The 13503-nt window shown below is 65.5% G+C and carries 15 protein-coding genes and 1 tRNA gene; 4 read left to right on the top strand and 12 right to left on the bottom strand.

The annotated features are described in order from the left end of the window. Window positions 1–95 precede the first annotated feature (95 nt). Window positions 96–2249, bottom strand: coding sequence for a ParB/RepB/Spo0J family partition protein (locus tag J2Y58_RS03540; protein WP_405053066.1), 2154 nt, complete (start codon window positions 2247–2249; stop codon window positions 96–98). A gap of 127 nt (window positions 2250–2376) precedes the next feature. After that, window positions 2377–3576: a DUF932 domain-containing protein gene (locus J2Y58_RS03545; protein WP_188082501.1), complete on the bottom strand. Its 1200-nt coding sequence runs from the start codon at window positions 3574–3576 to the stop codon at window positions 2377–2379. A gap of 148 nt (window positions 3577–3724) precedes the next feature. Here J2Y58_RS03545 and J2Y58_RS03550 point away from each other — a divergent pair, with 148 nt between their 5' ends. From J2Y58_RS03550 to J2Y58_RS03565, 4 genes are all read left to right on the top strand, one after another. Further along, on the top strand, window positions 3725–4042 hold the full coding sequence (locus J2Y58_RS03550) for a type II toxin-antitoxin system PrlF family antitoxin (protein WP_310098752.1): 318 nt from the start codon (window positions 3725–3727) through the stop codon (window positions 4040–4042). A 2-nt stretch (window positions 4043–4044) separates the two neighbouring features. Then, window positions 4045–4533: a type II toxin-antitoxin system YhaV family toxin gene (locus tag J2Y58_RS03555; protein WP_272916647.1), complete on the top strand. Its 489-nt coding sequence runs from the start codon at window positions 4045–4047 to the stop codon at window positions 4531–4533. 67 nt (window positions 4534–4600) lie between these two features. Next, window positions 4601–4837, top strand: a complete 237-nt coding sequence (locus J2Y58_RS03560; RefSeq protein ID WP_188082514.1) for a hypothetical protein — start codon at window positions 4601–4603, stop codon at window positions 4835–4837. A gap of 18 nt (window positions 4838–4855) precedes the next feature. Next, complete coding sequence (locus J2Y58_RS03565) at window positions 4856–6553, top strand: recombinase family protein (protein ID WP_310099593.1); 1698 nt, start codon at window positions 4856–4858, stop codon at window positions 6551–6553. On the opposite strand, the gene J2Y58_RS03570 is transcribed toward J2Y58_RS03565, so the two are convergent. The 10 genes from J2Y58_RS03570 to rpsM all read right to left on the bottom strand — a co-directional run bounded on the left by J2Y58_RS03570 (window position 6512) and on the right by rpsM (window position 13378). Beyond that, a tRNA-Arg gene (locus tag J2Y58_RS03570) sits at window positions 6512–6588 on the bottom strand. The genes J2Y58_RS03565 and J2Y58_RS03570 overlap by 42 nt on opposite strands. 81 nt (window positions 6589–6669) lie before the next feature. Further along, window positions 6670–7017, bottom strand: coding sequence for an ArsC family reductase (locus J2Y58_RS03575; protein ID WP_310098756.1), 348 nt, complete (start codon window positions 7015–7017; stop codon window positions 6670–6672). Between the two features lie 76 nt (window positions 7018–7093). Further along, window positions 7094–7660 carry a hypothetical protein gene (locus J2Y58_RS03580; protein ID WP_310098759.1) on the bottom strand — a complete coding sequence of 189 codons (567 nt, stop codon included), beginning with the start codon at window positions 7658–7660 and terminating at the stop codon, window positions 7094–7096. A 254-nt stretch (window positions 7661–7914) separates the two neighbouring features. Next, window positions 7915–9468, bottom strand: coding sequence for a glutamine-hydrolyzing GMP synthase (guaA, locus tag J2Y58_RS03585; RefSeq protein WP_310098763.1), 1554 nt, complete (start codon window positions 9466–9468; stop codon window positions 7915–7917). Between the two features lie 39 nt (window positions 9469–9507). Next, entirely contained in the window at window positions 9508–10290 is a 783-nt protein-coding gene (gene map, locus J2Y58_RS03590) for a type I methionyl aminopeptidase (RefSeq protein WP_310098766.1), read from the bottom strand. Continuing rightward, on the bottom strand, window positions 10287–10469 hold the full coding sequence (locus J2Y58_RS03595) for a ParD-like family protein (RefSeq protein ID WP_310098768.1): 183 nt from the start codon (window positions 10467–10469) through the stop codon (window positions 10287–10289). Before J2Y58_RS03595 ends, map begins: the two co-directional genes overlap by 4 nt. A 225-nt stretch (window positions 10470–10694) precedes the next feature. Beyond that, complete coding sequence (gene rplQ / locus J2Y58_RS03600; RefSeq protein ID WP_310098771.1) at window positions 10695–11120, bottom strand: 50S ribosomal protein L17; 426 nt, start codon at window positions 11118–11120, stop codon at window positions 10695–10697. Between the two features lie 257 nt (window positions 11121–11377). Further along, a complete protein-coding gene (locus tag J2Y58_RS03605; protein ID WP_310098774.1) occupies window positions 11378–12442 on the bottom strand; it encodes a DNA-directed RNA polymerase subunit alpha in 1065 nt (354 codons plus the stop codon). A 94-nt stretch (window positions 12443–12536) separates the two neighbouring features. Then, window positions 12537–12926 carry a 30S ribosomal protein S11 gene (gene rpsK / locus J2Y58_RS03610; RefSeq protein ID WP_019516037.1) on the bottom strand — a complete coding sequence of 130 codons (390 nt, stop codon included), beginning with the start codon at window positions 12924–12926 and terminating at the stop codon, window positions 12537–12539. An 83-nt stretch (window positions 12927–13009) separates the two neighbouring features. Then, a complete protein-coding gene (gene rpsM / locus J2Y58_RS03615) occupies window positions 13010–13378 on the bottom strand; it encodes a 30S ribosomal protein S13 (RefSeq protein WP_310098791.1) in 369 nt (122 codons plus the stop codon). Window positions 13379–13503 lie beyond the last annotated feature (125 nt).

Genomic DNA, 13503 nt, shown 5'->3' on the forward strand with positions numbered 1-13503 from the left:
GTCCGCCGCGCCCAAGCAATCCCCACGAAGCAGGCTTCGCGGGGACCCCGATGCACGGCGGACCCTCAGTTGCGAGCGGGTCTGGGGAGCGCGACCTACTCGGCGGCGACGGCGAAGGGGGTGTCGCCCTCGGCCTCGGCATTGTCGTCGATCAGCGCTTCGTCCGCCACGGACCGTGCGCCGTCGTCTACCGCCGGCTGCGCTTCGCCAATGGCATCGGCATCGACCATGGCCTCATCAATGGGCGACTCGACCTCGCTTTCGGTCGGCGCTGGCAGTGCGCGACCGGGTGTACGCAGCGGTTCGGGCAACCAGCCGCTGCCTTCGAGCAGCACAGCTGCCCGTGCCGCCATGTCCGGCTTCTTGAGATGCGCGATGCTCTCAGCCACCTGTTCGCCCTTTGCTTCGCCCACTGCCTGAACGATCCGCGCCTTGGTCACGCGGCTAAGGAATGTGTCCGCGGTTGGAGCCCAACCCGCTGCCGCCATGTCTAGATCGACCGCTTGCGCGAGGCTGTCGGCGTGGGCGAGCGCACGCGGCCTGCGGTTGTAAGCCTCGAACGTGGCGTTGACCGTGCAGGCGACGCAGTGGGCGAACAGCGACTTCTGCTGTTCGCCGTCCATGTCGCCAAGGGCATCCCACAGTGCTTCGGGTTGCGCGGGCAGCAGATCGGCAAGCGCCCGGTGCCGCGCATCGATGGCCTGTGCGGACGCCGTGTCGCCAAGCCCAGGTGCCTGCTGGCCAAACCCGACATGCTTGGCGTCGAGTTCGAGGCAGCTGTCTAGCGCATAGCGGTAGAACAACCGCAGCACGATCGCATGGAGGCAGGCGTGGAATGCCACCTCCGGCGACCGGGCCACTGCATCGCGCAGGGCGATCGTGCGGTGCGCGGTCAGTTCGGACATCAGCCGGTCAGGAATCGGGCGGAGGCCTTCATCCTCCTCGGGCTCAGGCGCAACCTCAACATTGCTGTCGATGCCGGCCTGATCGCCGCCATCGTCGGTGCCGTTGTCGGCATGGCCTTGGTCCCCTTCCACAACAGCACCTTGCTCGGGCTCGACGGGCAGTTCGTCCTCGGGCCGAACGAACCCGCGCTCGATCCGCAGGCTACCGTCGGGTGCGATGCTGATGAATGCACCGGCCCGCGCAACCTCATCGGCATCATAGGCCAGCGGCCTCTGATCGAGCGCTTCGATCGCGGTTTCCAGCTCGCCCAGCCGTTCGTCGACCTCGTCGGGCAGCTCGGGCGAGTCCTCGTGCTCGGCAATCAGCCCATCGTATTCGGCCTGGAGCGCATCGCGCGTGGCCTGCTCTTCAGCGGTGATCGCCACCGGCGTGCCCCGGAGCTGGCGAAGGCCATAGGTATGGCCATAGGGAAAGTCGGGCGCTGCATCGATCCAGCGCCAGCCTTCGGCTTGCACCTTCATCGCCTCATCGCGCAGGCGTTCGGAGACCATCAAGTCGACCAGCCCGACATCCTGCAGCCAGCCGCCGTCGTCACCCTGGAACAAGTCGCGCATGACGCCGCCGCCCGCCTCGATATAGGCATCGATGTCGATGAAACGGGCGCGCTTGTCGCAGGCACGCACCGCGCCTTCGGTCAGCATCCGGCGGATCGCGTATGGCTGGCGGTCGTAGGAGCCGGCGAGCCGTTCGAAGACCTGCTCCTGACGCTCATGGTCGCCATTGACCGTGAACGCCATCAGCTGGTCGAGCGTGATCTCATCCTCGGCATAGGCGTCGAGGATCTTCGGCGACACGCTGGCGAGCTTCAGTCGCTGCTTGACCACCGCGACCGACACGAATTGATGCGCCGCAATCTCCTCCTCGGACTGGCCCTTTTCGCGGAGCGCCAGAAATGCACGGAACTGGTCGAGCGGATGCAGCGGTGCGCGCTGGATGTTCTCGGCCAGGCTGTCTTCCTCGGCATCGCCCTCGGTGCGGATAATGCACGGCACCGGCGCGTTGCGCGGCAGCTGCTTGCGCTTCACCAGCAGTTCGAGCGCCCGGTAGCGGCGACCGCCCGATGGCACCTCGAACATGCCGGTCTCGTTGCCATCGGCATCGACGACGGCGCGGACGGTGAGCGACTGCAACAGCGTGCGCCGGGCGATATCCTCGGAAAGGTCCTCGATGCCGACACCTGCCTTGATCCGGCGGACGTTGGACTGCGACAGCACCAGCTTGTCGAACGGGATGTCGCGTGAAACGCTGAGCGCGAGCTTGGGATTGGGATTGGACTTGGGCATGACACTTCTCCGGACGGCCCGGCCGGGAGCCACTCTCCCGACACCTCGAACCGTCACGAAGCGAAGCGCCGCCCTCTTCCTCTGAAGAGAGCGACGCCGCGAACCGGGATGACGTTGAAAAAGAGAGCTATGCCGCCACCCGGTCGAACAGCTTCTTGGCGCGACCTTCGAGATCAAGCCGGGCGTCCTGCTGCACCTTGCCCCGCGCGAAGGCGGTAATGCCTTGGACGAAGTCGAACACGGACTCCGGTGGGCGACCTTCCTCGGCCAGAACCGTGTCGATGATCTTGGTGGTCTCTGCCTTTCCGAACCCCCGCTTGCGCAGGAAATCGCTCCGATCTTCATCCGAGCGCGCGACGATGCGCTCGCGCGCTTGCCGGATGCCGTTGACGAACGGCAGCGGCGAGGAATCCGCGAACCGGGTCAGCGCCGGTGCCGCCTCATATGCAAAACGGTTAGCGGCGTATTTGCTGTGCCGGATGCTGATCTCTTCGAAGTCCTCGACGCCCCAGAGGTTGCGGTTCTGGCAGACGGCACGGAGGTAGAAGCTGGCGATGCCGAGTGTTTTGGCGCCGACCTCGCTGTTCCAGCAATAAAAGCCTCGGAAGTAGATGTCGGGCGATCCGTCTGGCAGCTTGCCCGCCTCAATCGGGTTGAGGTCGTCGACCAGGAAAAGGAACACGTCGCGGTCGGACGCATACAGCGTGGTCGTATCGGCGCTGATATCGACCATGGGATTGTAGATGCCGGTCGACCAGTCGAGCACGCCCGGCACCTTCCAACGCGTGTCGCCCGTGCCGTTGCCAGCGATACGCTGCACGGCAGCGACCAGCTCATGGTCGTAGATTCGGCCGTAATCTGGACCGGTGACCGCGCGCAGTTCCATGCGGCCGTCATCGGTCTCCAGCGTCTTGACCTGCTCTGCGCGGCGGTTGGTAAGCCCATATTGCAGGTTGATGCCTGCCAGCGGCGCCGGAAGCTGGCGCAGATACGCCGCCGGCGCGCCGACCAATGCTGCCAGCTGTCCGAAGCTCCAATGCGTTGGCGAGATCGGTTGCTCGGCACCAGGCAGGATCAGGTCGAGCCGTTCAGCATCGTCGCGGCTGGCTTCGACCCGCACTGCGGCACTTTCCACCGTGCGCGTGCGGCTGCGCTCGGCCCGGCCCTTCACCGAGGCCATCAGCGCATTGAGCGACAGATAGCGCTCGTCGGCGGGACGACTGAACCATTCCGACGAAACCCGACCTACCCGCTGGCCGCGACCGACATCGACCTTGTAGCCACCGCTCAGGTCAGGGCTCGCGTCGAGAACTTGAACTTGTGTCATGACATGTCTCCGCGACGGCCCGGCCGAGAGCCTCTCTCCCGACACTCGAACCGTCACGGCGACAGCCGCCGCCCTCTTCCTCTCTTCTTGACTTTGTAATGCGATCTCCTTACGAGCAGCAGGCGTATAGGAGACCGCCATGTCCGCAATGCTTGAAGAGATCAGCACCATCACCGCCAAGGGCCAGACCACGGTTCCGAAGTCGGTCCGGACCGCACTTGGCGTCGATTATGGCGGCAAGATCGCGTTCCGAGTCGACGAGCGCGGCGTGTCGGTCCACCGCGCGGAGGTCGATAACGAAGACCCCGCCATTGACCGGTTCCTGGCGTTCCTTGCCGACGACATTGCCCGGCGACCCGAGGCGGTCACTGCGCTGACGCCGGCACTAGCCGAGCGTCTTGCGGCGCTGACCGAAGGTGTGAAGGTTGACCTCGAAGCGCCGATCGATGGCGACGTCGATCTGTAATGCTGGAGGTGAACGGGTGGCAGCTATTCGCCCATCCGCTGTTCCTCGATCAGATCGAGAGGTTGGCAGCGGCGGCCGAGAAGGCGCAAGCAAAAGACCCGCGCGGCTGGCGCAAGTCGGCCAACGCGAAGCTGCTCGCTGCCCTGCGCCAGTTGGTGTTCGAGAAGATCCCGCAGGATCCCACCCGTCCTGAATACCGCCAAGGCGGCACACTCGGCGATGCGCGGAAACACTGGTTCCGGGCCAAGTTCGGCGGCGGGCGGTTTCGATTGTTCTTCCGCTACAGCAGCAGCGCCAAGGTGATCGTGTTCGCCTGGGTGAATGACGAGAACAACCTGCGGACCTATGGCTCGAAGTCTGATGCCTATGCTGTGTTCCGCAAGATGCTCGACAGCGGCAACCCGCCCGATGATTGGGTGGCGCTGATGGCAGCGGCAAGTGACGATGAAGCGCTCCAACGATTCGAGGCGGCTACGCCGGAAGCGCCGTGAGCACGTATCTGCACTACGCTGGTAATCAGGGTTTGCGCGACGCGATATGCAGCGACAGCATCGGCCCATGCCGCTGCCACGCAAACGCCGGATCCGCGCGCCACGCAAATGGTCGCAAGACATTGGTGACCTGCATGATTATGTTAAGGCACCGCCGCAACGCGCATATGTCGGCAAGACAGACACAGAGATCGCTGTCTCAGATGACTGGCCCGATCAGGTTCCGATCAGCGACGCTGAACTGCGCGTCATCGAAGGCCATTTGCGCAGCGAACTCGACAAGCTGTTTGGTCCGCTGCCGTGATCTGAGGAGTAGTAAGCCATGACCAGCACGGCCCGCCGACCGGATCAGGAGGTGGTGCCGGTTGCCACCACCGCGCGCGCTGCGCTTTATCTGCGCGTCTCGACCAGCAAACAGGCCGAAAGCGACCTGTCGATCCCTGACCAGCGTCGTCAGATCGAAAGCTATTGTCTGTCACGCGGCTGGGAGGTTGCTGACACATTCGTCGAACCGGGTAACACTGCCACCGATGATCGCCGACCTGCATTCCAGGCGATGATCGAAGCGGCGATGAGCAAGCCGCCTGCGTTTACCGTGATCGTCGTTCACAGTTTCTCGCGCTTCTTCCGCGATCAGTTCCAATTCGAGTTCTATGTCCGCAAGCTGGCCAAGAACGGGGTTAGGCTTGTCTCGATCACCCAGGACCTTGGCGATGATCCGATGAGTGTCATGATGCGGCAGATCATGACCCTGTTCGACGAGTATCAGTCGAAGGAGAACGGCAAGCACACCCTGCGCGCCATGAACGAGAACGCCCGGCAGGGCTTCTGGAATGGCGCACGGGCACCGATCGGCTACCGGATCGTGGCAGCCGGGCAGCGCGGGGCAAAGATCAAAAAGGCGCTGGAAGTCGATCCGATTCAGGCTGAAACGGTGCGGCGCATTTACCGAATGGCGTTGAACGGGGTTGAAGATCGCGGGCCGATGGGACTCAAGGCGATTGCGAGCTGGCTCAACGAGAACAACATCCGCACCCGTGATGGTGGGCGATGGGGTGTGGGAGCTGTTCACCAAATACTGACCCGCACGACCTATATCGGCCAACACCGGTTCAATACGCGCGATCACAAGACCCGGCGGCCCAAGCCGGAGAGCGAGCATGCGATCATGGAAGTGCCGGCTATCATCTCAGAGGTTGAGTTCGAAACCGTGCAGCGGTCGCTGAAGGCGCGAAGCCCGAAGATGATGCCGCCGATGGCAGTGGGTGGTCCTACACTGCTTACAGGCATCTGCTTCTGCGCTTGCTGCGGCGGCGCGATGACGCTGCGGACCGGGACCAGCAACACCGGCAAGGAATATCGGTACTACACCTGCGCGACCAAGGCCCGACAGGGCGTGAAGGGTTGCCCCGGCATCACCGTGCCCATGGACCGGCTGAACGACGCCGTCATCGCGCATATCGAGAAGCGGCTGCTTGAACCGGTGCGGCTGGAAGCGCTTATGGACCAGATCCTCGAACGCAGGGACGACTGGGTCGCCCAGCGCCGACTGCACGTTGCCGATCTTGAGCGCCGGGCGACGGAAGCCGAAGCCAAGCTCAAGCGGCTCTACGAGGCCATCGAGAATGGCGTGCTCGATATGAGCGACCCGTCGCTCAAGGACCGCATTGCCGAACTGGCCGCAACCCGGGATCAGGCGCGCGGCGACGCTGACCGTGCGGTATCGCACATCGAAAAGATTGGTCCGGCAATCACACCGGAAAGTCTTCGGGCCTTCGCGAAGGCGGCCCGCAAGAAGCTGCGCAACAACGATGGGTCGTTCGCTCGCGACCATATCCGTGCCGTTGCGCAACGAGTCGAAGTGATCAGTAAGACCGAGGTCCGCATCCGCGGTCAGCGCAGCGAACTGCTTAGAACCTTGACCGCCGCCTCTGGCGTAGAGGCGGCGGTGCTAGGCGTTCGTGGTTTTGAACCGAAATGGTGCCCCCGGCGAGATTCGAACTCACGACCTGCGGTTTAGGAAACCGTCGCTCTATCCTGCTGAGCTACGGGGGCACGGGCGGATTTCCTAGGTTTCGGCGCGCGCCGGGTCAATGTCGAAGCGGGCAACGTCGAAGGGGGCAACGGGGAGGCGGGTCAGGCGAACAGCGCGGCGTAGCGATCCGGCTTGAACCCGACCTCGATCCGGCCACAGTGGGCCAGCACCGGGCGCTTGATCGTGGACGGGTGTGCGATCATCAGCGCGCGGGCCTTTGCCGCGTCGATGCCCGCCTTGTCGGCGTCCGGCAGCTTGCGGAAGGTGGTGCCGGCGCGGTTGAGCAGCGGCTCCCATCCGACCTGCGCGATCCATTGGTCGAGTGCCCCCGCGTCGACACCGGCCTTCTTATAGTCGTGGAAGCTGTGCGCGACGTCGTGCTCGGCCAGCCAGGTGCGGGCTTTCTTGACGGTGTCGCAATTGGGGATGCCGTAGAGGGTGACAGTCACTTCTGTTCTCTCGCGCAAGTGAAGCCGCCGGCGATGTGCAGACGGCCGGATCGGCCGAGGCGACCGGCCTTGCTCGTTATCGTTGCGGCGCAACCAGTTGGCGGACCATGCGGATTTCGGTCGCGAAGCCCGGCTTCTTCGGCGTGCTGCGGATCAGGTAGATCGCCTCCGCCGCGCCGCCGGCACCCTGTTTCTGCACGCCGCTGGCCATCGAGCGGATGTCGCCGACCTCGAAGGTCTGCACCGGCAGCGTCACGAACCCGCCGCCGCTGCGCGCCTGTGCGGCGGCGAGCAGTTGCTGCCACTTGCCCTCGTCGATCACGCCATCGGTATTGGTGATGCGGACCGCACAGGAGTGGATCGGCGGCGCCTCGATCGTCACCACGATCCGGCTGGTCCCCGCAGGCATGATCCAGCCGCGGCCGGGATCGTTCTTCAGATAGGTGCGCAGCTCATCGGGCGTCAGCGGGCGTGCGCCGGGGATTTTCGCCATGCCGGCGGCGACACGCTCGTCATCGGGGAAGATGCGGCCGCAGATCATGTCGAACATCCGCATCTGCCCTTCGCCGCGGAACGGCGCCGCATCGGTGGGGCGCGCAAGCGGCGCGGATTGCAGCGCGAGGGACAGCAGGGCGGCGATCATCGGTCATTCCCCATGGCGATCCCAGCGGTTGTGGCACGGTTCGCGGGGCCGTGCCAACGGGCCTGCGCGCGGCAAACGTGCTTCGACAGGCTCAGCACGAGCGGCGGCGAGTTATGCGCGTGTGAACGGCATCTTGCGACGCCGGGTGATCCGGCCGCGACCATGCCCCCGCGCCGTTTAGCTCGTGGCCAATCGGTGCCTTGCGGCACCAATGATGACGCCACGACCATGCCCCGCATGGTCGTGAGTCGTCATCATTCCCATTCGATCGTGCCGGGGGGCTTGGAGGTGTAGTCGTAGGTGACGCGGTTGATGCCTTTCACCTCGTTGATGATCCGTGTCGCGACGCGCGGCAGGAAGTCGCCGGGGAACTGGAACGCCTCGGCCGTCATGCCGTCGACCGACGTCACCGCGCGCAGCGCCAGCACGCTGTCATAGGTCCGCCCGTCGCCCATCACCCCCACCGACCGCACCGGCAGCAGCACCGCGAACGCCTGCCAGATCGTGTCGTACAGCCCGGCGTTGCGGATCTCCTCGAGGTAGATCGCATCGGCCTTGCGCAGGATGTCGCAGCGCTCCTTCGTCACCTCTCCCGGAATGCGGATCGCGAGCCCCGGCCCGGGGAACGGATGGCGGCCGACGAACACGTCGGGCAGCCCCAGCTCGCGGCCCAGCGCGCGCACCTCGTCCTTGAACAGCTCGCGCAGCGGCTCGACGAGCTTCATGTTCATGCGCTCGGGCAGGCCGCCGACATTGTGGTGGCTCTTGATCGTCACCGACGGGCCGCCGGTGAAGCTGACGCTTTCGATCACGTCCGGATAGAGCGTCCCCTGCGCGAGGAAGTCCGCACCGCCGATCTTCTTGGCCTCCGCCTCGAACACGTCGATGAAGGTCTTGCCGATGAACTTGCGCTTCGCCTCGGGGTCGGTGACGCCGGCCAGGCCGTTCATGAACAGGTCCTGCGCCTGCACATGCACCAGCGGAATGTTGTAGGCGCCGCGGAACAGCCCGACGACCTGCTCGGCCTCGCCCTCGCGCAGGATGCCGCCGTCGACGAAGACGCAGGTCAGCTGCTCGCCGATCGCCTCGTGGATCAGCACCGCCGCGACCGCCGAATCGACCCCGCCCGACAGGCCGCAGATCACGCGCTTGTCCCCGACCTGTTCGCGGATCTCGGCGATCTTGACGCTGCGGAACTCCGCCATCGTCCAGTCGCCCGCCAGCCCGCAGACGTGGCGCGCGAAATTGGCGATCAGCTTGGCGCCGTCGGGAGTGTGGACGACCTCCGGGTGGAACTGCATGCCGTAGAAGCGGCGTTCCTCGTCGGCGGTGATCGCGAACGGCGCGCCGGGCGACGAGGCGACCGGCGTGAAGCCCGGTGCGAGTTCGGCGACGTGATCGCCGTGGCTCATCCACACCTGGTGCTTCTCGCCCGACTGCCACAGCCCGTCGAACAGCGCACATTGCTGATCGACGGCGACGAAGGCGAGGCCGAACTCGCCCGACATGCCTTTTTCGACGCGCCCGCCGAGCTGGGTGTTCATCACCTGCTGGCCGTAGCAGATGCCGAGGACGGGCACGCCCGCATCGAAGATCGCCTGCGGCGCGCGCGGGCTGTTCTCGTCGACCACCGACGCGGGGCCGCCCGACAGGATCACGCCCTTCGGCTGCAACCGTGCGAACGCTTCGGCGGCGGATTGGAAGGGGACGACCTCGCTATAAACCCCCGCCTCGCGCACGCGACGCGCGATCAGCTGGGTCACCTGGCTGCCGAAATCGACGATGAGGATGTTGTCGGGATGCTCCATGGCGGGCCTGTAGCGGGATGGCGCGCGGGGGGAAAGAGGTCAGCGGATGCCCTTGGGCACTGCCTCGCCCTCCCGCAGCGTCAGCACCTCGACGCCGGTCGCGGTCACCGCGACGGTATGCTCGAATTGCGCGGAAAGCTTGCCGTCGCCGGTTTCGACCGTCCAGCCGTCGTCGCGGGTCACCAGCTTGCGCGTGCCCTGGTTGACCATCGGCTCGACGGTGAAGGTCATCCCCTCGCGCAGCACCACGCCGGTGCCGGGGCGGCCGTAGTTGAGCACCTCGGGCGCCTCGTGCATCTCGCGGCCAATGCCGTGGCCGCAGAAATCACGCACGACCGAGCAGCCGTGCTGCTTGGCGTGGCGGTCGATCGCGGCGCCGACATCGCCGAGCCGGGCGCCGGGGCGGACCTGCGCGATCCCCTTCCACATCGCCTCCTGCGCGATGCGGACCAGCCGGCGTGCCGGGGCGGCGACTTCCCCGACCAGATAGGTCTTGCTGCTGTCGGCGATGAAGCCGTTCTTTTCCAGGGTGATGTCGAGGTTCACGATGTCGCCGTCGCGGACGATGTCGCCGGCATCGGGCACGCCGTGGCAGACGACCTGGTTGATCGAGCTGTTGAGGACGAAGGCGAAGTCGTATTGCCCTTTGCTGGCGGGGCGGGCGTGAAGCTCGTCGACGATGTAGCGCTCGACCAAGTCGTTGATCGCCAGCGTCGACTGGCCGGCGAGCGCCTGGCGATCGAGCATCGTGAACACGCGCGCGAGGAGGCGGCCCGACTCGCGCATCAGGTCGAGTTCGGCCGGCGTCTTGATCGGGATCACGCGGCGTCCGCCGTCCGCTCGCGCGCGATGATCTCGTTGAAGGACAGCGTCGGATTGGCCTCGGCGAGCATCCCGATCTTCATCCAGAACTCGGCCTGCGCGTTGATCGAGCGGCACATCACCGCGCTGGCGCGGCGCGCCTCCTCGTGCAGCTGGTCGTCGATCTTCACAATGCCCACGCATGTTCTCCACGGCGTTATCAACATACGAATCGTATATGGAGTGGATGGCCCGGTGTCACCCCATCCGTCATTCCCGCGCAGGCACGAATCCAGATCCCATGCGGTCTCGAAGGAAGCGCAACACCTGAGCGTCCCGATTCCCGCCTGCGCGGGAATGACGGGGACAACGAAAAAAGCCGCCCCGTTGCCGGAGCGGCCTTTTGCCTCGACGATGTCGCCCGATCAGGCGGCGGCGTCGAAATCCTCGTCGTCGTTCAGGACCGGACCCGAGTCCTGGCCCTTCGCCGAGACGTCACGGTCGACGAACTCGATGATCGCCATCGGCGACGCGTCCGAGGCGCGGATGCCCGCCTTGATGATGCGGGTGTAGCCGCCGTTGCGGTCGGCGTAGCGCTTGGCGAGCACGTCAAACAGCTTCACCAGCTGCGCGTCGTCGAGCAGCCGCGCGTGCGCCAGACGGCGGTTTGACAGGCCGCCCTTCTTGCCCAGCGTCACCAGCTTCTCGATATACGGGCGCAGTTCCTTCGCCTTGGCGACGGTGGTGGTGATCTGCTCATGCTTGATGAGCGCGGCCGACATGTTGCGGAACAGCGCAATGCGGTGTGCCGAGGTACGCTGCAGCTTACGACCGCCTACACGATGGCGCATGATCGTCTTCCTTCTCGTTCGTCAGGGGGCCGTGCGAGGTACCCCGGGCCTGGTGGGGACGGTTGGGCCCACCGGGAAAACCGTCGCCCCTGCGGGAGGCAGGGGCCCTTGTCTGGTCCGGCGTTCGGAACGCCGGTTGGCAGCGAGATCTGGCCGGGGGGCGACGCGGCGGAGCCGCGTCGTCGGTCGGGAGCCGTTCGGCTCCCGCCGGCCGGGCTTACGCCGTATCGCGGATAGCATCGCCATCCGCGTGCGGCTTAGCCCATGATCTCCTGCTCGAGCTTCTTCGCCACTTCCTCGATGTTCTCGGGCGGCCAGCCGGGGATTTCCATGCCCAGCCGCAGCCCCATCGACGACAGCACTTCCTTGATCTCGTTGAGCGACTTGCGGCCGAAGTTCGGCGTGCGCAGCATCTCGGCCTCGGTCTTGCCGACCAGATCGCCGATATAGATGATGTTGTCGTTCTTGAGGCAGTTGGCCGAACGGACCGACAGTTCCAGCTCGTCGACCTTCTTGAGCAGGTAACGGTTGATCTGCGCGGTGTCGCTGGGAACCTCGCCACCGGTCGCCGCCGGCGCCGCGACGCCGATCGGCGCCGAGCGGGTGACCGACGAATCGTCGAAGTGGACGAACAGCGCCAGCTGGTCCTGGAGGATGCGACCGGCATAGCCGACCGCGTCTTCCGGAGTCACGGTGCCGTCGGTCTCGATCGTCAGCGTCAGCTTGTCGTAATCGAGGTCCTGCCCGACGCGGGTCGGGTCGACCTTGTACGATACCTGCCGCACCGGCGAGTAGAGCGCGTCGACCGGGATGAGGCCGATCGGCGCATCCGCCGGACGGTTGTTCACCGCCGCGACATAGCCCTTGCCGACGTCGGCGGTCAGTTCCATGTTGAACGTCGCGCCCTCGTCGAGGTGGCAGATGACCAGCTCGGGGTTCATCACCTCGATGTCACCCGACACTGCGATGTCGCCCGCCTTCACCTCGGCCGGACCGGTGGCGGAAAGCTGGAGCCGCTTCGGGCCTTCGCCCTGCATCTTGAGCGCGATCTGCTTCACGTTCAGGACGATGTCGGTCACGTCCTCGCGCACGCCCGCCAGCGAGCTGAACTCGTGGAGCACGTTCTCGATCTTGATCGAGGTCACCGCCGCGCCTTGCAGCGACGACAGCAGCACGCGACGCAGCGCGTTGCCAAGCGTCAGGCCGAAGCCGCGCTCCAGCGGCTCGGCGACGAAGGTCGCCTTGCGCTTGCCGTCACCGCTCTTCTTCTCGAGCTGGTTGGGCTTCTTCAGTTCTTGCCAGTTCTTTGCGTTGACAGACAAGCTCTCGTCCCCTGGGGTTGGGCCGAACGCGGGGGACGCGTGCGGCCGGGTAATGAACGTGGCCGCTCGTCAGCGGCCACGCGAAGCGTGATCGTCAGACGCGACGGCGCTTGGACGGGCGAACGCCGTTGTGCGGGATCGAGGTCACGTCGCGGATCGACGTGATCTGGAAACCGACCGCCTGCAGCGCGCGCAGCGCCGACTCGCGGCCCGAACCCGGACCCTTCACCTCGACCTCGAGCGTGCGGACGCCGTGCTCGGCGGCCTTCTTGCCCGCGTCCTCGGCGGCGACCTGCGCCGCGTACGGAGTCGACTTGCGGCTGCCCTTGAACCCCATCATGCCGGCCGACGACCAGCTGATCGCATTGCCCTGCGCATCGGTGATGGTGATCATGGTGTTGTTGAAGCTGGCGTTCACGTGCGCGACGCCTGCGGTGATGTTCTTGCGCTCGCGCCGACGGATGCGCTGCGGTGCCTGTGCCATATGGTATTCCTGACCTTATCTTACAACGCGGCCGGGAGGCGTGAGCCTGCAACCGGCCAACGGAGAGGAAGAAGCGCTGGCGCTTACTTCTTCTTGCCGGCGATCGGCTTCGCCTTGCCCTTGCGGGTGCGCGCGTTGGTGTGCGTGCGCTGGCCGCGGACCGGCAGGCCCTTGCGGTGACGCAGGCCGCGATAGCAGGCCAGATCCATCAGGCGCTTGATGTTCATCGCGGTCTCGCGACGCAGGTCGCCCTCGACCGTGTGGTCGGCGTCGATCGTCTCGCGGATCTGCAGCACTTCCTGATCGCTCAGGTCCTGCACGCGGCGATCGGCGGCGATGTTCAGCTTCTCGGTGATTTCCTTGGCCTTGGCCGGACCGATGCCGTGGATATAGGTCAGCGCGATCAGAACGCGCTTGTTGGTCGGGATATTGACACCCGCGATACGTGCCATGAACTCGTTCTCCTGTGCTCCACGGGATGCGGCATGGCTGCCACGCACCCCATCTCGTCGCATTGACCTTCCGCTCCGCCGCGCCCCGTTGCCTTGCCCGCGGACGCGGCAAGACGGCGAGCACG

Source organism: Sphingomonas sp. BE138 (assembly GCF_031456125.1).
In the GTDB taxonomy this organism is placed as follows: domain Bacteria; phylum Pseudomonadota; class Alphaproteobacteria; order Sphingomonadales; family Sphingomonadaceae; genus Sphingomonas.